Below are 22,702 nucleotides of genomic sequence, written 5' to 3'. Positions count from 1 at the left end.
TCAGGAGCGCTCGCGCGCGCGGCGAAGATCGTCGCGCCGCGTTCCCTCCCAGAGCGGCACGCCGTTGAGGTACCCGGCGCGGCCGATCGCGTGCGCGGCCACCGGCGCGGTGAGCATCACGAACGCGATGAGCAGCGCGACGAGGACCGTCGCCTCCGCGCGCTGCAGCGCGAGCGCGACCGCTCCCATCAGGAACGCGAGCCCGACCGCGCCGCCCTTCGTCGCGGCCTGCATCCGCGTGTAGAGGTCGGGCAGGCGCGCGACTCCGATCGACGCGATCAGCACGAACGCCCCGCCGACCAGGAGGAGCACCGACGCGATCCAGCTCACGATCATCCGTCGACCGCCTTTCGCTCGAGGAATCGCGCGAACGCGACCGTGCCGAGGAACGCGAGCAGCGCCGCGACGAGCGCGGGCCGAAGCGTGTGCACGTCACGCTCGGCGAGCGCGCGCACGCCGCAGTACGCGACGGCCACGTAGGTCGTCAGGTCGAGCGCGACCACGCGGTCCGCGAGGCTCGGTCCGCGCGCGAGCCGGAAGAGGCACACGAAGAAGCTCGCGACGAGCATCGCCGTCGCGACCTTCACGACGAACGGGAGCGGATCGGTCACGTCGAACGTCATCGCAGCAGCTCCAGCACGCGCCGCTCGAAGTCGCGCTTCACCTGCGCGATCGTCTCGTCGGGATCGTCGACGAACATGAAGTGGACGTAGAGCGTGCTGCGATCGGGCGTGGCCTCGAGCGAGAGGCTGCCGGGCGTGAGCGAGATCAGGTTCGCGAGCACGGCGACCTCGGTGTCGGTGCGCGTGTCGAGCGGGACCGCGAGCACCGCGGGGCGTGTGTGGTGCGTCGGGGTCACGACGTCGTAGGCGACGCGCAGCGCCGAGAGGGTGGCCTCGCGCACGAAGAAGACGGTGAAGTCGAGCAGCTGACGGAACTTCTCGAAGTACCGCGCGCGCGCGGCGCGACCGGGCGGGATGCGCAGCGCGAGGTATCCGAGCGCGAACCCGAAGAGCAGGTTCAGGCCCGTGACCTCGCCGACGATCGTCGCCCAGAGGATCGCGAACAGCATGTTGTGGACGAACGACGTCACGGCGAGGGCACCTCCGCGGTCGTCGCGAGCACCGCGTCGACGAACGAACCGCGATCGAGGAGCTGCTCGGCCCCGCCGAGGCTGAGCGCGACCGCGGGCTCCGCGAGCACGCTGAGCAAGATCGTCACGAGCACCATCCCGACGACGCCGAGGTGCATCGTGACCGGAGCGCGGCGCGGGCTCGCGACGACGGGCGTCTCCGGCGCGGGTGACCAGAAGGCGCCGATCCAGATCTTCGCCATCGAGTAGAGCGTGAGCAGGCTGACGACGAGCGCGGTCGCGACGAGCAGCCACGCGCGCGCGTCGAGCCCCGCGCGCACGAGGAGGAGCTTGCCGACGAACCCGGCGAGAGGCGGGATGCCTGCGAGCGAGAGCGCCGGCACCAGGAAGAGCATCGCGAGGCCGGGGCGCGTGCGCGCGAGCCCGCCGAGCCGCGACAGATCGCCCGTGCCCTGCTCGCGCTCGATCACGCCGGCGACGAGGAACAGCGCGGACTTCGCCGCGATGTTGTGGAGCACGAAGTAGATGGCACCGCCGACCCCGAGCACGGTGCCCAGCGCGATGCCCATGACCATGTAGCCAATCTGACTGACCACGTGGAACGACAAGATCCGCCGCACGTCGTTCTGCGCCGCCGCGCCGAGCACGCCGGTGACCATCGTGAGCGCGGCGACGACGAAGAGGACGTCGCGCAGCACGGCGAGCTCTCCTCCGTAGACGCCGACGAACACGCGCGCCATCGCGTACACGCCGACCTTCGTCAGCAGCCCCGAGAAGAGCGCGGACACCGCCGCGGGCGGCGTGTGGTAGCTGGCCGGCAGCCAGAAGAAGAACGGGAAGATCGCGGCCTTGATCCCGAACGCCGCGAAGAGCAGCAGGGCGGCGGCGCCGATCGCGCCGCTCGGGCTCGCGCGCTCGAGGCGCACCGCCATGTCCGCGAAATTCAGCGTGCCGCAGAGCCCGTAGAGGAGCCCGATCGCGGCGAGCATCAGCGCGGACGAGACGAGGTTCAGCGTCACGTACTTGATGGCGCCCTCGAGCTGCGCGCGCTCTCCGCCGAGCGCGAGCAGGACGAACGACGCGATCAGCTGGACCTCGATCCACACGAACAGGTTGAACAGATCGCCGGTGAGGAAGGCGCCGCACACGCCAGCGAGCACGAGCTGCAGCAGCGGGTGGAATCCGAACGCGCGACGACGGCGCGAGACCCCGTCGATCGAGTAGATCGCGACGGCGAGGCCGAGCACGGACGTGATGCACACCATCGTGGCGGAGAGCCGATCCGCGACGAGCGACACGCCGTACGGCGCGGGCCACGAGCCGACCTGCGTGACGAGGAGCCCTTCGGCGCGAACGTGCGCGAGCAGCACGAACGACGTGACGACGAGCGCGACCGAGGCGGTGATCGAGATCACCTCCTGCGCCCTCGGCGTGCGGAACGCGAGGAACGCGCCGACCGCGGCGCAGAGCGGCCACACGAGCGGCAGCGCGACGATCGCGCTCATCGGTCGGTGCTCCGCAGCCGATCGGGATCGTCGGTGCCGAGCGTCTGGTGTGCGCGGTGGACCAGCGCGATCGCGAACGCGACGACGCCGAAGCCGATCACGATCGCCGTGAGCACGAGCGCCTGCGGCAGCGGATCGGCGACGCCCGCGGGCGGCGCGTCCGCGCCCTGCGGGACGATCGGCGGTGGACCGTGCTGCGGGCTCGCGGCGGTGAAGAGCAGGAGGTTCGCGGCATGACCGAGCAGCGAGAGCCCGATCAGGAGCTTCACCATGCTGCGGCGGAGCATCATGTAGATGCCCGCTGCGTAGAGCGCTCCGACGACGACCGCGAGCAGTACGTGCATCACTCACGCCCCAGCGAGAAGACGATGGTCAGCGCGCTGCCGTACACGACGAGATAGACCCCGGCGTCGAAGAAGAGCGGTGTGCCGAGCGAGATCTCGCCGAGCTCGCCGAGCGGCACCGTCGCCCATTCGGCGCGAAGCAGCGGATCGCCGAAGACGAGCGGCGCGAACGCCGCGATGATCACGATCGCGAGCCCCAGCGCGGCGATCGCGCGCGTGTCGATGCGAAGGGCGCGACGTGCCGAGTCGTAGCCGTACGCGATGGCGTGCAGGACGAGGCCCGCCGCGGCCGCGAGGCCTCCGACGAAGCCGCCGCCCGGTTCGTCGTGCCCGCGCACGAGCACCACGAGCGAGAAGAAGAGGATCACCGGCTGCAGCACGCGCGTCGATGCCTGCAAGATGATCGACCGCGTGATCATCGTGCCCCTCCCGAGCGCGCGCGGAGGCGCAGGAGCGCGAAGACGCCGAAGCCCGCGGTCGCGACGACGATGGTCTCGCCCAGCGTGTCGACGCTCCGGAAGTCGGTGAGGATGACGTTCACCACGTTGTGCCCGTGCGCCGCGGGGAGGCTCTGCTCGAGGAACCACGCGGACACGCTCGGATCGGGGTTCGTCCTCGCCGCTGCGAGCGCGAGCGCCGAGACGACGGTGCCGAAGCCGACGGCGACGACGGCGTCGCGAGCGCGGGTCGCGCGGCTCGAGAGCAGCGGCAGTCGCGGCAGCTTGCGGAACGCGAGCACGAACACGACGACGCTGAGGGCCTCCACGACGAACTGCGTCATCGCGAGGTCGGGCGCGCCGAGATCGAGGAACAACGCGCCGACGCCGAAGCCGACCGCGCCGAGCGCGGCGACGGCGGCGAAGCGCTCCGGCGCGATCACCGCGAACAGCGCCGCGGCGATGATGAACGCGCCCAGCCCGAGCTGGCGCGGCTGCAGATCGTCGAGCGCGCCCGCGAGATCGGGCGGCGGCGCGTGCGCGATGCCCGTCGCGACCACCACGGCGATGACGACGAGGGTCACGAGCGTGTAGCGCCGCAGAATCCCGTTCTGGAGGACGCGCGTCTGCGCCTTCGCGACGCGCGCGAGCGCGCGCATCGCCGCCTCGTAGCCGCTCGCGGGTCGGAGGTGCAGCGCGCGCGACAGCGCGGCGCCCGCCCGGCGGAGCGGCGCGCGCGCGGCGAACACCGCGGCGCCGACCACGAGCGTGACCGCGCTCAGCGCGAGCTCGATGCCGACGCCGTGGAACGCCAGCGCCGACGCGGGCACCGCGCGCGCCGCGACGAGCGAGGCCGCAGCGGCGACCAGCGGGGCGACGAGCGCCGGCGCGATCCCCGCGACGAGACCGAGCGCGGCGAGCAGCAGCGGCGGGCCCCAGAGCCACGCGCGCGGCCGGCCGACGTCGTCGGAGATCCCGCGGCGCGCGCCGAGCAGCGGCCGGGCCGCGACGACCATCGCCACCGCGACGAAGAGCGCGCTCGCGACGAACGCGCTGACGAGCGCGATCACGCGGTACCCGCCATCTCCCGGGAGCAGCGCCGCGTACGCGAGATCCTTCGCGAGGAACCCGAGCGTCGCAGGCACGCCTGCCATCGACGCGCCCGCGAGCAGCGCGGCGACCGCGCCGTGCGGGAGCACGCGCGCCAGTCCGCCGACCGCCTCGGCGTCCTTCGCGTGCGCCTGGTGCTGCACCACGCCGGCGTAGAGGAAGAGCGCGCCCTTGTAGAGCGCGTGCGCGACGACGTAGAGCATCGCGGCGGCGATCGCGTACGTCGTTCCGATGCCGAGCAGGAGCGTCACGAGCCCGAGCGCGGCGACCGTCGAGTAGGCGAGGGCGGGCTTGAAGCGCGTCTCGCCGATCGCGCGCGCCGCACCGACGAGCGCGGTGATCCCGCCGATGGTCGCGACGAGCGACGTCCACTCCGCCGTGCCCCCCAGCGCCGGCGCGAAGCGCGCGAGCAGGAACACACCGGCCTTCACCATCGTCGCGGCGTGCAGGTACGCGCTCGCCGGCGTCGGCGCTTCCATCGCTCGGGGCAGCCACGAATGGAACGGGACCTGCGCGGACTTCGTGAACGCTGCGACGGCGATCGTGAAGAACGCCGGCCGGTAGAGCTCGTGCGCGCGCACGACGTCACCGCGCGCGACGATCTCCGAGATGCGCGTGGTCCCGGCCGCGCTCGCGAGCATCACGAGCCCTGCGAGCAGCGCGAGGCCACCCGCGACCGTCACGAGCAGCGCATGCCGCGCCGCGTCGCGCGCCTCCGCGCGCTCGTGCTCGAAGCCGATCAGGAAGAACGACGCGACGCTCGTGAGCTCCCACGCGAAGTAGAGGAAGAACACGTCGTCCGCGAGCACGAGCGCGAGCATCGCGAGCGTGAACAGCGCGAGCAGCCGATCGAAGCGCCGCAGCGCACGCGCGTCGTCGAAGTACGCGCCCGCGTAGCCCGCGACGAGCGCGCCGATCGCGCAGACGATCAGCGCGAAGAGACCCGAGAGCGCGTCGAGCCGCAGCGCCGTCTCGAGCCCGGCCGAGGGCGCCCATGGCACCACCCACGCGAACGTGCGCCCCGCGATCAGCGCGGGCGCGGCGAGCGCCAGCGCGACCGCGAGCGCTGCGGGCACGAGCACGAGCAGAACGCGAGCGATGCGTGCGCGCGACATCGGATCGAGCGCGCGAGCGCCCCTTCGCTGTGTAGGTCCGCCGAGCAGCGCCCAAAGTGCCAGGACACGAAGCGCATACCCCGGCGCGCGAGATGATTGCGGGGAGCGAGCGTTCTCGGTATCAAGAGTCTCCGTCCACAGTCTCTCGGGTGCGGTGCCTCTGCACCGCAGGTCTCCCCGGTTGGTCGGGCCGCCAGCCGCTCCGAGCGCCACGCGCTCGAGGAGCGGCGCATGCGGATCGAGAGCCGAGCCACCCTGACCGTCCTCGTCGCGGCGCGATGATGGGCACGATCGCCGGCAGCAAGCGACGTGTCCTGGTCCTCGCGCGCGACCGCGCGGGATCGGTGATGGCCGCGCTCGCGCGACGCTACGACGTGGAGCTCGCATCGAGCGCGCTCGCGAGCGCCGACGTGGTGTGGGCCGACGCGTCGCTGCTCGACGACGTGGTCTCGTTGCGCGCGCTGCGCGCGGCGGCGCGGCCCTTCGTGGTGAGCGGACCGCTCGCGATCACCGAGCGCGCCGTGCGCGTCGGCGCGGCCTGCGTGGTCGCGACGCCGCACGACACCGCGTCGCTCCTCGCGGGTCTCGACCTCGCCGCGCGCGGAGGCCGCGTCGCCGAGCTCGTTCGGTGGGCTGCGTCGAGCGCCCCCGAGGCGCTGCGCGCCGAGGTCGCGCGCACACTGCTCTTGCAGCTCGCGGCCGACCCGACGCTGCTCGCGATCGCGCTCGACGACGGCGAGTCGCCCGGGGCGCTCGGCTGCTGAGCGAGGCGCGTGCTCGAAATGATTGCGACCGCCGACCGTTCTCGGTATCGACCCTCGTCGTCCACACTCCGTCGGGTGCGGTGCGCAGCACCGCAGGTCTCCCGGCTGGTCGGGCCGCCAGCCGCTCCGAGCGCCACGCGCTCGCGGAGCGTCATGTCCCGACTCGTTCCCGATCCGCGCTTCGACTCGCCCGACGCCCACCTCGAGGGCGCGGCATGACGGCGCTGCTCGTCGTCGACGTGCTCCGCATCGTCGCGGGCCTCGCGCTGCTCTACTTCGGCGCCGAGTGGTTGGTCGCGGGCGCGGCGCGCCTCGGTCGCTCGCTCGGGATCAGCAGCGTGCTCGTCGGGCTCACCGTCGTCGCGTACGGCACGTCGGCGCCCGAGGTCGTCGTCGGCGTTCAGGCGGCGCTCACCGGGCTACCCGCGATCGCGCTCGGGAACGTCATCGGCTCGAACATCGCGAACCTCGGGCTGATCCTCGGCGCGACCGCGCTCGTGTCGCCGCCTCGCGTCGCCGGTGCGCTCCCGAGGCGCGAGGTCCGCGTCCTCGTGGTGAGCGCGCTCGCGCTGCCGCTCCTCTTGCTCGACGGCGAGGTGTCGCGATGGGAAGGCGCGGCGCTTCTCGCGGCGGCGCTCGGCTACACCGTCTGGATGATCCGCACCTCGCGCGCCGACGGGCACGAGGCGAGCGACGCGGCGCAGGTCACGGCGGACGCGGCAGAAGCGGTGAGCGGCGCCGCGCGCGCGAAGCTCGGCGCGCTGGTGCTCGTCGGGCTCGTCGCGCTCGTGGTCGGCGGCAGCGTGTTCGTCGACGGCGCTGCGAGCCTCGCGCGGACGATCGGCATGAGCGAGCGGATGGTCGGCCTGACGATCGTCGCGGTCGGCACGTCGCTGCCCGAGCTCGCGACGTCGCTGATGGCGGCGCGCAAGGGCCACTCGGATATCGCGGTCGGCAACGTGATCGGATCGAACGTGTTCAACGTGCTCCTCTGCCTCGGCGCAGCCGCGGTTGTGGGGCGCGTCGGAGCGCCGTTCGCGTCGGTGCGCGCCGACCTCCTCGTGCTCGCGGCGGTGACCGCGATCACCGCGGTGATGATGCGCACCGCGCGGACGATCAGCCGCGGCGAAGGCGCCGTGCTGCTCGCGGCGTACGCCGCGTACCTCGTGTGGTTGGGGCTCGGATGAGAGGAAAGAACGTGACGAAGAAGAACGACGCGCGTGGATCGAATGGTGCGCCGCCGAGCGCGCCGGGAGGCGCTGGTTGGTTCCTGGTGATCATCGGCGCGCTGTTCGTGTGCGCGATCCTGTTGGGGCTGCTCACGCGCTGAGCGCCGCGGTCGCGAGCCGCGATCAGGCGTGTCGCGCGAGCGCCCGCGAGCCATCGAAGCTGCTGAAGTGCACGTGGCAGCCACGAGCGATCGCGCGACGCGGCGAAGGTCGGCGTGCACGCCACCGCGGTCCGCGAGAGCGTCGGCGTGCTCGCGATGCCGCTCCTCCGCTGGGCGCGTATACACGCAACGGCTCGACGGCCGCCGTCGACCCCGATCGCACGTGGGACCGGAAGGCAAGCGGACGCGGGCGGCCGATCGCGGAAGCGTGGGCGGCAGCGCGCGGTGTCGCCTACGGGCACGCGGTCCCCGTCGCGGCGTCACGTTCCGCGGGGTCGTCGGCGAATGCGCTCTGCTGCGTGCTTCGCCGCCACCGCCGCCTGCTCCGCGACCTGCGCGAGCAGCAGCGCCGCTGCCGTGGGGCGCGTCTGGGCGCGCCACCTCCGTCCCCGAGGGAAACCACTGCGCGCTCGATGAACGACGCGAGCTCTGCGCGCTCCTCAGCCGAACATCTCCGACTACTCGATCGAGAAGCGGTACGTCCGGAAGGACGGCTCGATCGTGTGGGGCAATCTGCACGTCGGGCTCGTTCTGGATGCGCACGGATCGCCCAACTACTTCGTCTCGACGATCGAAGACATCTCCGCGCGACGGGATGCCGAAGCGGCGCGTGATCGCCTTCTGGTGAAGGAGCAAACCACCCGAGCTCTCCTCGACACGTTCCTGGCGGCTGCCCCCGTGGGTTTCGCGCTCATCGATCGCGAGCTTCGGTACGTGCTCGTGAACGACGCGCTTGCGTCGATGAACGCGATCCCGCGGAGCGAGCACATCGGACGTTCGACCCGGGAGCTGCTCCCCGAGATCGCCGATCGTGCGGAGGAGCTGATCCGGCCCGTCATCGACTCGGACGCTCCCGCCCTCGGCGTCGAGTCCACGGCGGAAGCACGGGTGTGGCTCGGAAACTACTATCCCGTTCACGATGCGAATGGATCGCTCCTCGGCGTCGGAGCGGTCATCATCGACATCACGGAGGGCAAGCGAGCCGAGGCGGCGCTGCGGTCTGCCGGTGAAGAGAACGCCCGCCTGCTGGACGCTGAACGCGTCGCGAGGCTCTCGGCCGAGCAGGAAGCGCAGCTTCGGGAACAGGTCCTCGCGATCGTCTCGCACGATCTCCGGAATCCGCTCCAGAGCATCAAGGGATGGGCGCGGGCGCTGACGGCCGCCGAGGGCGACCTGCCCGCCGCTGCCGAGAGGCGTGTCGAGATGATCCGTCGCGCCACGGATCGAATGGAGCATCTCATTCGCGAGCTGCTCGATCTCGCATCGATCCAGGGCGGTCGGCTCCGCATCTCGCCCGATTCGATCAAGGCGGTCGAGCGCGGCGTGCAGATGCGTGCGAACCTCGCGCTCACCCTCACGCGACGTCTGTGCGGATCGAGAGCGCCTCGTGCAGGCCCTCTCGAACCTGATCGGCAATGCGATCAAGTTCACGCCGCCGGGCGGCCACATCGAGGTGCGCGCGGTGGACGATGCGTCGGAGCTCACGATCGAGGTGAGTGACACCGGCCCGGGGATCGGCCCCGAGGACCAGGTCTCCATCTTCGACCCGTATTGGACGTCGGCCGACTCGACGCGTCGCGGGACTGGACTGGGTCTGGCGATCGCGCGTGGCATCGTGGAGGCGCACGGAGGCGCCATTTCGGTGTCGTCGACTCTCGGGCGGGGGACGACCTTCGTCATCACGCTGCCGCGCGCGGCGCACACGCCCGCGTCGTAGGTTGGCGGCGGGGCGACCTGAGCTCGCCGAGGCGGCACGCACCTCGATGGCGAGGCGGAGCGGAATGCAGGGCTTCAGTCACGTGCTCGACGCAATCGTGGTGGTCGATCGCACGGACACGCTCGCGTGCTGCAGGGCTCGTCGATGACGGCGCGCACCGCCACGGCCGGGGCTGGTACGTGCGATCTGGCCCGGCCGAGATCGTGAGGGAGAAGGTGCACGACGCGCCCCGCGACTGATGCGGCTCACCTCGGTCGCTCGAAGGACGCCTCCGCGCGCGCGTGCGTCGAGCGTCGTGTCGCCGCGCCTGCGGGCGTCGGCGACGTGCTGCAGGACGGCGTCGTGCACCGCGCGACGCTGGACGCCGGTGCCTGGATCGGCGTCTACTCGCGACGATGACTCTCTCGCGCCGCACACTCCCATTCGCGCTCGTGCTCTTGGCCTCCTGTCAGAACGCGGAGCCCGGCGACCGCGGCGATGGCGGCGCGAGCGATGCCGGCGCGGCCGACGCGTTCGTGGTCGGATCCGAAGACTCGGGATCGGACGCGTCGGCGCCGCCACTCGACGCGTGGGCTCCGCCGACGGACGCATGCACGGCGCGGATGGTCTACGCCGACGGCGACGGCGATGGCTGGGGCGATGGCGCGAGCGGCGTGAGCACGTGCGCGCCGCTCGCGGCCGGGCAGGTGACGCGTGGGGGCGACTGCGACGACGCATGCGCGAGCTGCCACCCGGGAGGTGCGGAGGTCTGCCACGACGATCTCGACCAGAACTGCGCGGGCGGTCCCGACGAGGGCTGCCCGACCGGTCCCACGCCACTGTGGGCGGCGCGCATCGGTGCGGGGCCCGCGGCGGACTTCGCGTACGCAGTCGCGATCGGCGACGACTCGTCCGTGGTGGCCGTCGGGCGCTTCAACAACACGCTCGTCGTCGGTGCGCACACGATCGCGAGCGCGGGGTACGAGGACGCCTTCGTCGCTCGCTTCGATGCCGCGGGCACTCCCACCTCGGTTCGCTCGTTCGGGAGCGCGGGGTCCGATTCGGCGGGTTACGTGACGCTCGACGGGAGCGGGAACGCCTACGTCGGAGCCGACGTCCGCGGCGGCATCGCCTTCGGCGACGGCGTCGCGTTCGACGCGCAGGGCACGAGCGAGTCGGCGGTCGTCGCGTCGTACGCGCCCGACGGTCGCGCCCGCTGGGCCGTCGGTGTGGTGTCCGACGGCTACGCCGACCTGCGCGGTCTGGCGTTCGGCAGCGCGGGCGTCCACGCGCTCGTGCACTTCGACGGCACCGCGCGGATCGCCGGCCAGGAGCTGACGTCGGACCTGGGCGGCGGACACGCGGTGCTCGTGCTCGGTCCCGAGGACGGTCAGGTCCGTGGCTTCTGGCGCCTCGAGGTCCCCCTGGGCGTCGTCTTGGACAGCATGACCCTGGCCGCCGGCGGTCCGTGCTTCGGCGGGCGCTTCCAGGGATCGGCCACGTTCGGCACGACGAGCCTTCACAGCGCCGGCAGCTACGACGGGCTCATCGCCTGCTACGCCCACGACCTGTCGATACGGTGGGCGCACCGGGTCGGCGGAACGGCGTCGGACATCGTGACGAGCATCGCGAGCTCGAGCGGCGGGATCGCGATCGGCGGTTGGTTCAGCGGGACCACCACCGGTGATGTCGCGCTCACGAGCGGAGGCGTGATGGACGGGTACGTGGCGCTCTTCTCGACCGCGGGCGCGCTCCAGTGGGCGCGAGGCGTCGGCGGATCGCAGTCCGACGCCGTGTACGCGGTGGCGATGGCCGGTCCGGACGTGCTCGTGGCGGGTCGCGTTCGCGAGCCGGGCGCGCAGATCGGCGTCGGGACCTACGTATCGCTCTTCTCGACCGCGTCGGAAGCGTTTGCCGCTCGCTTCGATGCAGCCGGCGCGACCGAGTGGGTGCAGACGTTCGGCGGCATGCGCGATGACGAGGCGCTCGCGATCGGGGTGAGCTCGGGCGAGCGCGTGGCCGTCGCGGGCTCGTTCTCCGGAACGGCGACCTTCGGGACGATCTCGTTCTCGACGACGTCCAGCACCGACGCCGACGCGTTCGTTCACGTCCTGCAATCGCACTGAGCGCCGGTTCTTCGTCGACGCAGCGAGTCCGACTCGGACGCCTGATCACGCCGGCCAGAGCGCGCGCAGAGCGATCCCGAGCACGCCGGTCGCGACGATCACCATCGGCTCGTTCACCTTCTTGAACCGCGTGATCACGGCGAGCGTCGCGAGCGCGATCACGATCGTCCAGGGGTCGCCGATCGCGCGTCGGCCGAGCACGAACGTCGCGCCCGCGATCGCGCCCGTCGCGGCAGCGGTCACGCCGAGCACGAACGCGCGCAGCGTCGTGTTCCTCGCGAAGCGCTGGTAGTGCGGCGCGGGCAGCACGGTGAAGAACCAGCACGGCAGGAACGTGGCGAGCGCCGCGACGACCGCGCCGCCGAGCCCGGCGACGAGGAAGCCGATGAACGCGACCGTGATCACGACCGGCCCCGGCGTGATCATCGCGACCGCGACCGCGTCGAGGAACTGCTGATCGTCCAGCCAGCCGAAGCGCTCGACGACGCCGGTGCGGAGGAACGGCACGATCGCGAGGCCGCTGCCGAAGACGAACGCACCCGCCTCGGTGAAGTACCACGCGAGGTTCCACAACGTGCTGCCGCTCGCCGGGCCCGCGAGGCCCGCGAGGAGCCAGTCCGGAGCCCACACGAGCATCGCGGCGGCCGGCGGCGCGCGGTCACGCACGCGCTGCGCGATCATCGCGATCGCGCCGCCCGCGACGAACACCGCGAGCATCTCGGACTCCGTCCACGCGGTGACGAGCGCGCTCACGCCCGCGATCCCCCAGAGCACGCGATCCTTCGCGAGGCTCAGCTTCGCGAGCTTGTGCACGCTGCGCACCATCAGCGCGATCACCGCGGCGCCGATGCCGTAGAACGCGCCGCGCATCCACGTGAGGCCCTCGAAGCGCACGTAGAGCGCGGCGAGCACGAGCACCATCAGGAACGACGGCAGCACGAACGCGAGCCCGACGACCGTCGCGCCCCACGCGCCACCGCGCGCCCACCCGAAGTAGATCGCGAGCTGCGCGGCGAGCGGACCGGGCGCGAGCTGCGCCAGCGCGAGCCCGTCGAGGTACTCCTGCTTCGAGAACCAGCGGCGCTCCTCGACGAGGTCGCGCTGCATGTAGCCCGCGAGCGCGACGGGACCGCCGAACCCGGTCGCACCGAGGCGCAGGAAGTACATCGCGACGTCGCGTGTGGTGCACGGCACGAGCGGACGCTCGGAGCTCTCGTCGGTCATCACGTTCTCTCCCGCGCGCGGCGCGCGAACGCGGCCAGGAGCGCTTCGAAGAGCGCGCCGCCGATCGCGATGCGCTGCTCGTCCTCGCGATGCAGGAGCGCGATTCCGGCGATCGCAGCCGCCACGCCCGCGGTCTCGGGCCGCGCGTGCTTCGCGTCCTTCAGATCGATGTCGTGGACGATCTCGGCGATCGCGCGGAGCCCGGGCGCGTCGAGCGCGAAGCGACGGCAGAGCACCTCGAACGTGCAGAGGTCGCCCTCGTGCGTGTACTCCGCGGCGTCCATGTCGAAGCGGAGCTCGCCCGGCAGCGGGACGTAGCCCTTGGGCGGCACGAGCTTGAAGGTTGCCTCGGGGTCGATGAAGCGCCGCACGAGCCACGCGCTCGCGATGCGATCGACGTGGACGCCCGCGCGCGTGACCCAGGTGCGACCGCGCGGGGGCGTCGCCGCGGGCGCGACGGCGTCGTCGCGGACCGGCGCGTCCGCGCGGGCACGGAGCGCGGCGACGAGCCCACGCACTGCCTCGCGCGAAGGCGCGTCGAAGAAGTCGATGCGCGCGAGCTCCTCGAGCTGGTGCTCGAGCCGCGCGACGTCGCTTGCGAGCGCGTGGCGCTTCTCGTCGGAGAGCGCTCTGCGCGGGAGCGCTCTCGCGATCGCGCGCGCCTCGGCGGCGATCGCGCCGTAGTCCGGCTCGCGCGCGGTGCGGAAGAGATCCTCGACCTGCGCATCCGAGAGCCCGGCGGCGAGCGACGCGTCGATCACCATCGCCTCGCCGCCCCCCGCCTCGATCTCGCGGCGGATCCAGTCGAAGTCCTCGCGCGCCTGCTCGGAGCGCGGGAGCGCGTAGACGGTCCGCTTCAGCGCGACGGCGCCGATGCGCTGGAGACGGCGGCCGATCTTCACGCGCAGATAGTCGGGCTTCGCCGGGATCTGGTGGACCAGCAGGATCCAGCGCGGCTCGTCCGCCATTCCGGCGATCCGTCGCACGACGTCACAACTGAATCAAGCGTCTCGAATCGATGATTAGGTATGCGCTATCCCGGCCCCCGCGCGGCGTCGCGCGGGCTCCGCGCTCAGCCGCGTGATCGCGACTGGACGCTTCGCGGCTCGTCGAGGCGCGATCGAAATTCCGCACGCGGCGGATGTTCGAGCGCTGGGCTCGTGACGCCGCGCTCCAACAGCTCCGCGGCGATGCGCGCGCGCTCGGCCGCTCGCTCCGCGACGTCCGCGTACAACAGCGCAGCGAACCCGGAGGACCGCTGGCGCGCGTCGGCGAGCGCCAGCGCCGCACGGTCGATCCACGGCCTCAGCTCGCGTTGCTCGTCCTCGGTGCACGCGTCGCAGAGCTCGTCCGCCAGCGCGAGCGCGACGGCCGCGCGTTCCAGCGCGAGGCGCACGATCAGCTCGGTATCCAAGGTACGCTAGACCTTAGACGCCAGCGCAGCGCTCACCAGCGGCGGTCGTCGCTCGCTCCGTTCGGGGAGCGAAGCGGCGGCGCGCGCAGACGTCCGGACCCCCGACTGCTGCGCGCGCCGCCGGCGATTCAGCCCACCCCACCGCGGCCGAACCGTCGCTCTGTCCGTAGCTACGCGCGACGGTCGGCCTCGCAATCGGTGAGTCGCGTCCGCGGAGGAGCCCCGTGACGGCCATCACCGCGCGCAGGGCTCGCGGTGAAGGAGCTCCACGTCTCCGGCCATGCGCCGCGTCGTCGCTGCGCGGCCTACGTCGCCGATCGCCGCACGAAGCGCGCGAGCGCTTGGACGATGTGCTCCGCTTCGCGCGCTTGTCGGAGCACGCGCTCGGAGTCGGTGCTGCTCGCCGCTGCGCGCCGTGCGTCACCGATCGCCAGCAGCGCGCTGTCGAAGAGCGGCGCGAGCTGCTCTCGGATCTCGGGCGACGCCTCGACCAGGGCGTGCGTCTCGCTCAGCAGCTCGACGGCCCGCGCGAGCGTCGCGCGTGTCTCCTCTTCGCGCGTCACGAGCGCAGATCGTAGGACGGCGATGAGCGAACTGCACGAGTCAACCCTCGCGCAGCTCGTCGCGCGCCGCGTTCTCCCGCGCCTCGACGCCGAGCGTGATGCATCGCGCGAGCGCGACCTGGAGCGCGCGGCGCCGTCGCGGCTCGTGCTCGTCGGCGACGGCATCGGCGAGCGCGCGCGACACGAGCTGCACCGCGTCGACGCGCTCTCGCCACGTCGCCGGCGCCTCGCGCGGCGCGGGCGCGTCGTCCTCGACGAACGCGCCCTCCACGAACGAGCGCAGGTATCGATACGCCGATGCCCAGCGGTCTCGTTCCACGCCCATCGATGTCCGCGCGCGTCGTCTTCCATCAGCGCCGCGAGCCTGCGCCGCGTCGCGCAGTGGTCGCCCCCGAGCGCACCGAGCCCGTCGGTCCCCTCACCCTCGATGCGCTCGGGAGCCGATCACTCGTACGCGCCCGCGATGCGTTCACCAGCCTGTGCGCGCGGCTCGCCGGATCGGCGCGTGGTGCGATGCCGCGAGGCGCGACGTGGCTCGCGTCGGATCACGGTCGATCGAGCGGATGACGGATGAGCCAGCCGCCCGCGTCCGCGCGTCGACCCGCCTCGACGGCGAGCCCGAAGGCGCGGGCGTACGCGCGCGCGACCGGCTTCCGCAGCTCGGCGTCCGTCGTCGCGTCGAGGCGTGCCGCGAGCGTCCGCGCGACGTGCGTCGCGCGCGCGGCTCTCGATTCCCAGCTCGCCGGCAGCTGCGCGTCGATGCCGGCGGCCTCCGCGGTGGCGCGGAACGCTTCGACCCACTCGTCGTCGGTCATGACGCGCGAGAAGTAAGCGCGCGCGCGTGTCGCGAGCAGCCTCACGCCGATGGCGCACGCATGGAGACGTGCGCCATCGGAGACGGGCACTACTGCAGGCGGACGATCGAGTACGGCACGCCCGCGACGTCGAGGCCCGCGCGCAGGCTCCCGTCCGCCTGCGGCACGAGCAGCGTCGTCCGTCCTTCGTCGTACCGGATCTGCGTGACGAGCTGCAGGTCGCCCGCGTGCAGCGCCCAGCCCGCGCCACTCGCGACCGGCGTGCTCTCGAGCTGCGTGCCGGGCGTCGTCGCGCCGAGCTCGATGCCCCACCAGCGCCACGCCGACGCCTCCCACGGCGCGTAGAGCTCGGTCTCGTCGCTCAGCGGCGCCTCGAGCAGCTCGGTGTGGAGCGCGAGCACGTACGCGTTGCCGTCGACGCCCGCGACGAGCCGACCCGCGGGGCGATCGCCGACGAGCGAAGGGATCGACACGTAGAAGTCGGGATCGAACTCCGTCTCTCCGGGCTCGATGCGGAGCACGCACGGCGCGGGATAACCGGCGGGCCGCTGCAGCGCGTAGAACGTCGCGCCGAGCGTGCCGCTGCCGAAGTAGAGCGTGCCGTCGCTCGCCTCGACGACGTGCACGGTGTCGCCGCAGCGATCGTCCTCGACGACGCCGACGAACGAGTCCGTCGCGTGCTCGAACACCAGCGCGGCCGCGATGCCCGCGTCCGACTCCTCGACCGTGCGGTAACGAACCGGCACGAAGAGGTGCTCACCGCGCACCACCGCGCGCTCGCCGACCTCGATCACCAGGCCCTCGCGATCGGCCGACGCGAACGAGATCGCTCCGTCGAGCGTCATCTCGGTCGGGTTCCACACCAGCACCTGCTTCGTGACGTCGTCGATGAAGTACGCCTTCGTCGGCGACACGAACGGCACGAGCCCGGGCCGGCGGAACGCGGACGCGACGCCCGAGCCGCCGCCCGCGAGCGAGAGCTCGCCGTCCTCCTCGAGCCGACCGTCCGACGTCACCACGTGACGCGTGATGACGGGCGACTCCGAGCTCCCGAGCGCGAACATGCGCTGCCCGTCGAAGCCGAAGAGCGCCGCGGCGCCTCCGACCTCGAGCGCGTCGTCGGCGTTCACGACGGCGGGCGTCCCCGGGTCCTCGATCACGCGCACGAACGACGACGCGCTGTCGGGGGTGAAGACCGTGCTCGAGAGCACGAAGTCGCCGTCCCAGGTCAGGGGCGGCGACGAGGATGGCTCTCCGCATCCGGAGAGCGCGGCCGCGATGGCGAGCGTGACGACGGGACGACGAACCCCACGGACCCGAACCATCGAGAACATCCAAAACCTCGGCTTTCTGAGCTTGGCGCGACATTGACAATCGTTATCATTCGCGTCAAGGAGCTGGCCGTTCGGACCACGGCAGTCCGGGTCCGCGGACGAGGGAGAAGCAGATGAATCGCTGGACCAGGAGCGCGGCGCTCTTCGGCGTCGCCACGATGATCGCGAGCTGCGGCGGCGACGACGCGTCCCCAACCCCGACGCGGGGCGGGTACCTGGTCGCGACGCGCGTGTGGGACGACACGTCGATCACGTCGTACTTCCACGTCGTCGACTCGCTCGACGCCGACACGCAGATCGATCCGAGCCAGGCGCTCGAGGTGGCGGGGTCGGCGCGCCTCTACTCGTACGCGGGCGGGTGGTTCGCGATCGGCTCCGGGGAAGCGCCGACGATCACGCGCTATCGCTTCGGCGAGGACGGCTCGCTCGTCGAGGACGCGGCGATCAGCCTCCAGCCGTACGGCGTCAGCGACCTCTGGGACACCGTCTACTTCGTCTCGCCGACGAAGGCGTACTACCCGGACCGCGACGGCTCGCAGCTGGTCGTGTGGAACCCGACCGCGATGGAGGTCACCGGCACCATCGCGCTGCCGCAGACCGTTCGCGAGGGATACCTCTCGCACTACTCGTATCGCGCGCTGATGCGCGGCGACGCGCTCGTCTTCTCGGTCGGCTGGTTCGACTGGACGAACGATCGCGTGCTGCCCGAGACGGGGCTCGTCGTGCTCGACACCACGACGGACACGGTCTCGCGCGTGGACGTCGACACGCGCTGCGGCGGCATCACGACGCCGATCGTGACCGAGTCGGGCGATGCGTACTTCGTCACCGCCGCGCTCGCTGCGGCGGCGTACGAGCTCGAGCGCATCACCACCCCGCCGTGCGCGCTGCGCGTCGCCGCCGACGCCGACGAGCTCGACGCCGACTACCACACGCTGCTCGCCGATCTCGTCGACGGCGCGATCGCCGGCGAGCCGGTGCGCGGCGGCGGGCAGGACATCTTCCTCCGCGTCCTCGACGCCGACCTCGCGGAGATCGATCCCGTCGGTGCGTCGTGGGATGTCACCGGGCAGCTCGCGTGGCGCTGGGTCCGCTGGAACGTCGAGACGAACGCGGTCACGCCGGTGACGACGCTCGAGCCCTCGACGGCCGACGTCGTGTGGTTCGACGTCGACGGGCGCGTCTTCGGGACGGAGACGACGGCGGACTACGCCGAGACGACGCTGATCGAGCTCACCGCCGAGGGTGGGCCGCGCCGGATGCTCACCGCGCCCGGCTTCCTCCACGCGCTCGCGAGCGTGGAGTGAAACGAGGACGGCGGCGCCGCGCGCGCCGCCGTTCCGACCCGACGTCGACCTCGTCCGGACGCGATCGTGAAGCTGCATCCACACGCGTACACGAGCTGGTGGGATCTCCACGCCTGGGCCGGTGCGATCACCAGCATCGTCCTGAACGTGATGTTCTTCGCCGGAGCCTTCGCGCTCTTCTACGAGGAGATCGCGATCTGGCAGGACCCGCGCTCGCATCGCGTGGTCGACGACGCTCGCTGTGAAGGCGTGCCGCTCGAGCCGCTGGTGCGCAGCGCGATCGCGCGCTTCGGCGCGAGGCCGACGACGATCACCGCGGCGGTGCCGAGCGACGCGTGCGCGCCGATCTGGATCGACGTCGGGGGCGAGAGCGAACGTCGCACGACCGTCCTCGCCGATCCGACCACCGGCGCGCTGCTCGACGAGCGCTCGGTGGTCGCGACGTTCCTGCTCGACCTCCACTTCCTCTACGACGAGAGCACGATCGGCGAGTGGGGCATGTACACGGCGGGCGCGCTCGCGATCGTCATGCTCCTCACGCTCGTCACCGGCGTGCTCGTCCACCTGAAGGACCTCGTGCGCCAGCTGCACCAGCTGCGGCTTCGCGAGCGCATCCGGTTCGTGTGGTCGGACCTGCACAAGGTGCTCGGCGTGATGGGGCTGCCGTTCCAGATCGGGATGGCGTTCTCGGGCGCGCTCCTGTCGCTCGCGCTGCCGATGATGTGGGCGTGGCAGGGCCCGGTGTTCGGCGGCGACACGACCCTCGCGGAGCGCGAGCTGCTCGGCTACGAGGCACCTCCCGCGACGACGGGAGCGCCCGGATCGCGGCTCACGATCGACGAGCTCGTCGCGCACGCCCGCAGGGCTCGCAGCGACCTCCGCGCCGAGCACGTGCGCGTGCACGGCTACGGCGACGCGGGATCGACCGTGGACGTCTCGGGGCGGCTCGAGGAGACACGCATCGCGACCGGGCGCGTCCGACTGCGCGCGACCGATGGGTCGGTCGTCGGCGTCGCGATGCCCGAGACGAGCGGCGCGGCGACGCGCGTGATGAATTGGATCTTCGGGCTGCACTACGCGCGGCTCGGCGGCGACGTCGCGAAGCTGCTCTACGCGCTGCTCGCGATGCTCGCGTGCGCGACGATCCTGAGCGGGAATTGGATCTGGCTCGCGCGGCGCGATCCGGCGCGCCGTCACGCGGGACATCGAGCGCTCGCGCGGCTGACGATCGCGGGCGGGCTCGGGGTCGCGCCCGCGGTCGGCGCGATGTTCCTCGCGAACCGCATCGCGCCGATCGACGCGAGCTGGCACGCGGACGCGGAGGTGATCGCGTTCGTGCTCGCGTGGGCGCTCACCGCGGTGGTCGGGTTCGTGGTGCGCAGCGAGCTCGACGCCGCGATCGTCGCGCTGATCGCGGGCGCGCTCGCGTTCGCGGCGACGCCCGTCGCGAGCGTCGCGGTCACGCCGCTCCACATCGGGCGCGCGCTGATGGACGGGCACTGGGCGGTCGCGTCGGTCGACGTCGGGCTCCTCGCGATGGCGGCGATGCTCGTGTCGGCGGCGCTGCTCGCGCGTCGCATCGCCGACGCGAAGGCACGCACCGAGCGGCTCGGAGGCGCACGTGGCTGAGCTCGCAGGCGCGGCGCTCGCGTGGCTCTCGGCGACGTGCGTCGCGTCGCCGCGCGTCGTGCTCGCGAGCGACGGCGCGTGGGTGCGCCCCGCGCTGCGCGCCGCGTCCTTCGCGCTCTTCGCGGCGGCGGTCGGCGTCGTCGCGAACGGCGCCGATCTCGTCACGGGAGCCGTCGTCGCGCTTCTCGCGTGGACGAGCGCCGCGAGCGTCACCCCGCTGCTCGCCGCGACCAGCTCGCTCGCATGGGGTTCTTCGATCGGCTTCGCGATCGCGCTCGCGAGCCTCGCCGTCTTGAGGATGCAGTGGTGACCCATCGTCTCGTCGTCGCCGCGCGCGCTACGGTCGCGCTCGTCGGTACTCTCCCGCTCGCGACGCTCGCCGGCATCGCCCTCGCGCTCTTCGCGCCGGCGCCGGAGGACGTCCGCATCGCGCTCGGCATCGTGATGACGATCCCGCTCTGGGTCGTCGCGATGTGCCTCGCGTACCTCGACGACCGCGCGTGGCGCGCGGCGCTCGCGCTCGGCGCCGCGACGGCGGTGCTCGCGGGCTCGGTCGCGGCGTTCGCGCAGGACGCGGCGCCCACGGAGGAAGTCGTCGCCGACGACGAAGCGCCCCCCGCGGACGATCGAGCGCCCGTCGAGGACGACGCCGCGCCGGTCGAGGACGACGCCGCGCCGGTCGAGGACGACGCCGCGCCGGTCGAGGACGACGCCGCGCCGGTCGAGGACGACGCCGCGCCGGTCGAGGACGACGCCGCGCCGGTCGAGGACGACGAAGCATGGGGCGACGACCTCCTCACCGACGACGTCGTCGTCAGCGCGACGAGCGAGGCCGACGAGCTCGCGCAGTCCGCCGACTCCGTGCGCATCGTGGCGATCGACGAGGTGCGCGCGCAGAGCGCCGACATGGGCGAGGTGCTCGCGCGCAGCGAGGGCGTGTCGGTTCGTCGCTCGGGCGGGCTCGGCTCGACCGCGCGGCTGTGCATCCACGGCATCTGCGACTCCGGCATCCGCTACTTCCTCGACGGAGTCCCGCTCGAGCTCGCGGGGTTCGGGCTCGGCGTCTCGAACGTGCCGGTGAACATGGTCGAGCGCGTCGAGATCTATCGCGGCGCGGTCCCGGTCCGCCTCGGCACCGACGCGCTCGGCGGCGTGATCAACCTCGTGCGTCCGTCGCGCTACTACGGGCTGCACGCCGGCGGATACGTGCAGACGGGCTCGTGGGGCACCTACCGGCTCTTCACGGAAGCGGGCACGCGCCACGACGAGAGCGGGCTCTATGCGAGCGCGAGCGCGTTCTACGACCGCGCCGACAACGACTATCCGATCGACGTGGAGGTCGCCGACTCGCGCGGGCGTCTCTCGGACGCGCGCGTGCGCCGATTCCACGATCGCTACGAGGCGTACGGCATCGCCGTCGAAGCAGGGCTCGCGGGCGTCTCGTTCGCGGATCGCCTCAGCATCCGTGGGTTCCTCAGCGAGTACGACCGCGACCTCCAGAACAACGTCGTGATGACGGTGCCCTACGGCGAGGCCGTCTACGGCGAGGTGAGCTGGGGCGGCCTCCTCCGCTACCAGCACGAGATCGTGCCGGGCCTGTCGATCGACACCTTCGTCGGCTACACGCGCCGCGACATCTCGTTCACCGATGCGTCGCCGTGGGTCTACGACTGGTACGGCAACCGAGTGCGCGCGCGGCGCACGGTCGGCGAGATCGGGACTCGCCCGACGGATCAGTCGGTGTGGGAGGACGCAGTGCCCGCGCGGCTCAACCTGAGCTGGCAGATCGCGCCCGAGCACCGCGTGCACCTGAACGTCACGCCGACGTACACGACGCGCTCGGGCGACGAGCGCATCGAGTCGAACCCCGGAGGACGCGATCCGCTCACCGCGCGTCGCGATCTCTTCACGATGGTCTCGGGCCTCGAGTACCACCTCTCGTTGCTCGAGCGCGTGCTCGAGAACCAGATCTTCGTGAAGGACTACGTCTACATCGCGTCGAGCGAGGAGGTCCTGCCCGGGTTCACGTTCGTCGAGCGCCGTCGAGAGAGCCACGACATCGGCATCGGCGACGGGCTGCGATGGCGCATCCTCCCCGAGCTCTTCGTGCGCGGCACGTACGAGCTCGCGACGCGCCTGCCCGCGCCCTACGAAGTGTTCGGCGACGGCGTGCTCGTCGGTCCCAACCTCGACCTCTCGCCCGAGCGCAGCCACAACGGCACGCTCGAGGTCGCGCTGGACGTCCGCGACACGCCGATCGGCGCGATCGAGGCCGAGGCCGCGGGCTTCGTGCGATGGCGCCAGAACATGATCGTGCTGCTCGGCAACGACCGCGTGCTGACGTACCAGAACGTCTACGAGGCGCTCGCGATCGGCGCCGAGGCGAGCCTCGCGTGGACGAGCCCCGGCGACTGGGTTCGGCTCGCGGGGAACGCGACGTACCTCGAGGATCGCAACTCGAGCGAGGAGGGCACGTTCGGTGACTTCGCCGGCGACCGCATCCCGAACCGTCCGTTCTTCTTCGCGAATTTCTCGGCCGACCTCCGCGCGCACGACCTGTTCGGCAACGACGAGCTCACGCTCTCGTGGCGCGGCCGCTACGTGCACGAGTTCTTCCGCGGCTGGGAGTCGCAGGGCCGCCGCGAGTACAAGCAGACCGTGCCGTCGCAGCTCGCGCAGGATCTCGCGCTCACGTACACGGTGCTCGGGCCGCCGCGCGTCTCCGCGACGATCGAGATGACGAACATCACCGACGAGCGGCTGTTCGACTTCTTCGGCGCGCAGCGCCCGGGCCGCGCGGGCTTCGTGAAGCTGTCGATCGACTACTGAGGGCGGC

23 protein-coding genes are annotated in these 22,702 nt (G+C 72.1%); 10 read left to right on the top strand and 13 right to left on the bottom strand.

Annotated features, from left to right (window positions below; genetic code table 11):
* From mnhG to mbhE, 7 genes are read right to left on the bottom strand one after another with little or no spacing between them, the layout of a single operon-like run.
* Positions 1-336: a monovalent cation/H(+) antiporter subunit G gene (gene mnhG / locus DB32_RS28375; protein ID WP_053235770.1), complete on the bottom strand. Its 336-nt coding sequence runs from the start codon at positions 334-336 to the stop codon at positions 1-3.
* Positions 333-623: an MrpF/PhaF family protein gene (locus DB32_RS28370; protein WP_075097653.1), complete on the bottom strand. Its 291-nt coding sequence runs from the start codon at positions 621-623 to the stop codon at positions 333-335. The genes mnhG and DB32_RS28370 overlap by 4 nt, the downstream gene beginning before the upstream one ends.
* Positions 620-1,093 (bottom strand): Na+/H+ antiporter subunit E, encoded by a 474-nt coding sequence (locus tag DB32_RS28365; protein WP_053235769.1) that lies wholly within the window; start codon positions 1,091-1,093, stop codon positions 620-622. Before DB32_RS28365 ends, DB32_RS28370 begins: the two co-directional genes overlap by 4 nt.
* Positions 1,090-2,598 carry a proton-conducting transporter transmembrane domain-containing protein gene (locus DB32_RS28360; protein ID WP_053235768.1) on the bottom strand — a complete coding sequence of 503 codons (1,509 nt, stop codon included), beginning with the start codon at positions 2,596-2,598 and terminating at the stop codon, positions 1,090-1,092. Before DB32_RS28360 ends, DB32_RS28365 begins: the two co-directional genes overlap by 4 nt.
* Positions 2,595-2,942: a Na+/H+ antiporter subunit C gene (locus DB32_RS28355; RefSeq protein ID WP_053235767.1), complete on the bottom strand. Its 348-nt coding sequence runs from the start codon at positions 2,940-2,942 to the stop codon at positions 2,595-2,597. Before DB32_RS28355 ends, DB32_RS28360 begins: the two co-directional genes overlap by 4 nt.
* Positions 2,942-3,361, bottom strand: coding sequence for a Na+/H+ antiporter subunit B (locus tag DB32_RS28350; protein ID WP_053235766.1), 420 nt, complete (start codon positions 3,359-3,361; stop codon positions 2,942-2,944). Before DB32_RS28350 ends, DB32_RS28355 begins: the two co-directional genes overlap by 1 nt.
* Entirely contained in the window at positions 3,358-5,817 is a 2,460-nt protein-coding gene (gene mbhE, locus DB32_RS28345; protein ID WP_169791589.1) for a hydrogen gas-evolving membrane-bound hydrogenase subunit E, read from the bottom strand. The genes DB32_RS28350 and mbhE overlap by 4 nt, the downstream gene beginning before the upstream one ends.
* A 65-nt stretch (positions 5,818-5,882) precedes the next feature.
* Between mbhE and DB32_RS28340 the strand changes: the two genes are divergently transcribed.
* The 6 genes from DB32_RS28340 (at position 5,883) to DB32_RS28320 (ending at position 11,580) form a co-directional block, all read left to right on the top strand.
* The gene (locus DB32_RS28340) at positions 5,883-6,368 is read left to right on the top strand and encodes a hypothetical protein (RefSeq protein ID WP_053235764.1); all 486 of its coding nucleotides are present in this window, start codon (positions 5,883-5,885) and stop codon (positions 6,366-6,368) included.
* Between the two features lie 215 nt (positions 6,369-6,583).
* Positions 6,584-7,555 (top strand): calcium/sodium antiporter, encoded by a 972-nt coding sequence (locus DB32_RS28335; protein WP_053235763.1) that lies wholly within the window; start codon positions 6,584-6,586, stop codon positions 7,553-7,555.
* Positions 7,556-7,566: 11 nt separating this feature from the next.
* Positions 7,567-7,698, top strand: coding sequence for a hypothetical protein (locus DB32_RS50040; protein ID WP_275935496.1), 132 nt, complete (start codon positions 7,567-7,569; stop codon positions 7,696-7,698).
* Between the two features lie 489 nt (positions 7,699-8,187).
* Complete coding sequence (locus DB32_RS28330) at positions 8,188-9,258, top strand: PAS domain-containing protein (protein ID WP_338054960.1); 1,071 nt, start codon at positions 8,188-8,190, stop codon at positions 9,256-9,258.
* Complete coding sequence (locus DB32_RS28325; protein ID WP_075097652.1) at positions 9,146-9,475, top strand: sensor histidine kinase; 330 nt, start codon at positions 9,146-9,148, stop codon at positions 9,473-9,475. Before DB32_RS28330 ends, DB32_RS28325 begins: the two co-directional genes overlap by 113 nt.
* A gap of 395 nt (positions 9,476-9,870) precedes the next feature.
* Complete coding sequence (locus DB32_RS28320) at positions 9,871-11,580, top strand: putative metal-binding motif-containing protein (protein ID WP_053235760.1); 1,710 nt, start codon at positions 9,871-9,873, stop codon at positions 11,578-11,580.
* A 45-nt stretch (positions 11,581-11,625) separates the two neighbouring features.
* On the opposite strand, the gene DB32_RS28315 is transcribed toward DB32_RS28320, so the two are convergent.
* The 6 genes from DB32_RS28315 to DB32_RS28280 all read right to left on the bottom strand — a co-directional run bounded on the left by DB32_RS28315 (position 11,626) and on the right by DB32_RS28280 (position 16,921).
* Positions 11,626-12,804, bottom strand: coding sequence for a chromate transporter (locus DB32_RS28315; protein WP_053235759.1), 1,179 nt, complete (start codon positions 12,802-12,804; stop codon positions 11,626-11,628).
* On the bottom strand, positions 12,804-13,772 hold the full coding sequence (locus DB32_RS28310; RefSeq protein ID WP_205627085.1) for a chromate resistance protein ChrB domain-containing protein: 969 nt from the start codon (positions 13,770-13,772) through the stop codon (positions 12,804-12,806). The genes DB32_RS28315 and DB32_RS28310 overlap by 1 nt, the downstream gene beginning before the upstream one ends.
* Before the next feature lie 751 nt (positions 13,773-14,523).
* Positions 14,524-14,781, bottom strand: a complete 258-nt coding sequence (locus DB32_RS28300; RefSeq protein WP_053235757.1) for a hypothetical protein — start codon at positions 14,779-14,781, stop codon at positions 14,524-14,526.
* Between the two features lie 40 nt (positions 14,782-14,821).
* Positions 14,822-15,100, bottom strand: coding sequence for a hypothetical protein (locus tag DB32_RS28295; RefSeq protein ID WP_157069485.1), 279 nt, complete (start codon positions 15,098-15,100; stop codon positions 14,822-14,824).
* Between the two features lie 226 nt (positions 15,101-15,326).
* On the bottom strand, positions 15,327-15,596 hold the full coding sequence (locus tag DB32_RS28285) for a hypothetical protein (protein WP_157069484.1): 270 nt from the start codon (positions 15,594-15,596) through the stop codon (positions 15,327-15,329).
* 89 nt (positions 15,597-15,685) lie between these two features.
* Positions 15,686-16,921, bottom strand: a complete 1,236-nt coding sequence (locus DB32_RS28280; protein ID WP_157069483.1) for a hypothetical protein — start codon at positions 16,919-16,921, stop codon at positions 15,686-15,688.
* Between the two features lie 122 nt (positions 16,922-17,043).
* Here DB32_RS28280 and DB32_RS28275 point away from each other — a divergent pair, with 122 nt between their 5' ends.
* From DB32_RS28275 to DB32_RS28260, 4 genes are all read left to right on the top strand, one after another.
* The gene (locus tag DB32_RS28275; RefSeq protein WP_053235752.1) at positions 17,044-18,237 is read left to right on the top strand and encodes a hypothetical protein; all 1,194 of its coding nucleotides are present in this window, start codon (positions 17,044-17,046) and stop codon (positions 18,235-18,237) included.
* Between the two features lie 66 nt (positions 18,238-18,303).
* Entirely contained in the window at positions 18,304-19,866 is a 1,563-nt protein-coding gene (locus tag DB32_RS28270; RefSeq protein WP_053235751.1) for a PepSY-associated TM helix domain-containing protein, read from the top strand.
* Positions 19,859-20,176, top strand: coding sequence for a hypothetical protein (locus DB32_RS28265; RefSeq protein WP_053235750.1), 318 nt, complete (start codon positions 19,859-19,861; stop codon positions 20,174-20,176). Before DB32_RS28270 ends, DB32_RS28265 begins: the two co-directional genes overlap by 8 nt.
* Positions 20,173-22,695, top strand: a complete 2,523-nt coding sequence (locus tag DB32_RS28260; RefSeq protein WP_169791588.1) for a TonB-dependent receptor domain-containing protein — start codon at positions 20,173-20,175, stop codon at positions 22,693-22,695. Before DB32_RS28265 ends, DB32_RS28260 begins: the two co-directional genes overlap by 4 nt.
* Positions 22,696-22,702 lie beyond the last annotated feature (7 nt).

Source organism: Sandaracinus amylolyticus (assembly GCF_000737325.1).
Lineage (GTDB): Bacteria > Myxococcota_A > Polyangia > Polyangiales > Sandaracinaceae > Sandaracinus > Sandaracinus amylolyticus.
Note: the sequence above shows the minus strand (reverse complement) of the source record. Positions and strands in the feature narration are given on the sequence as shown.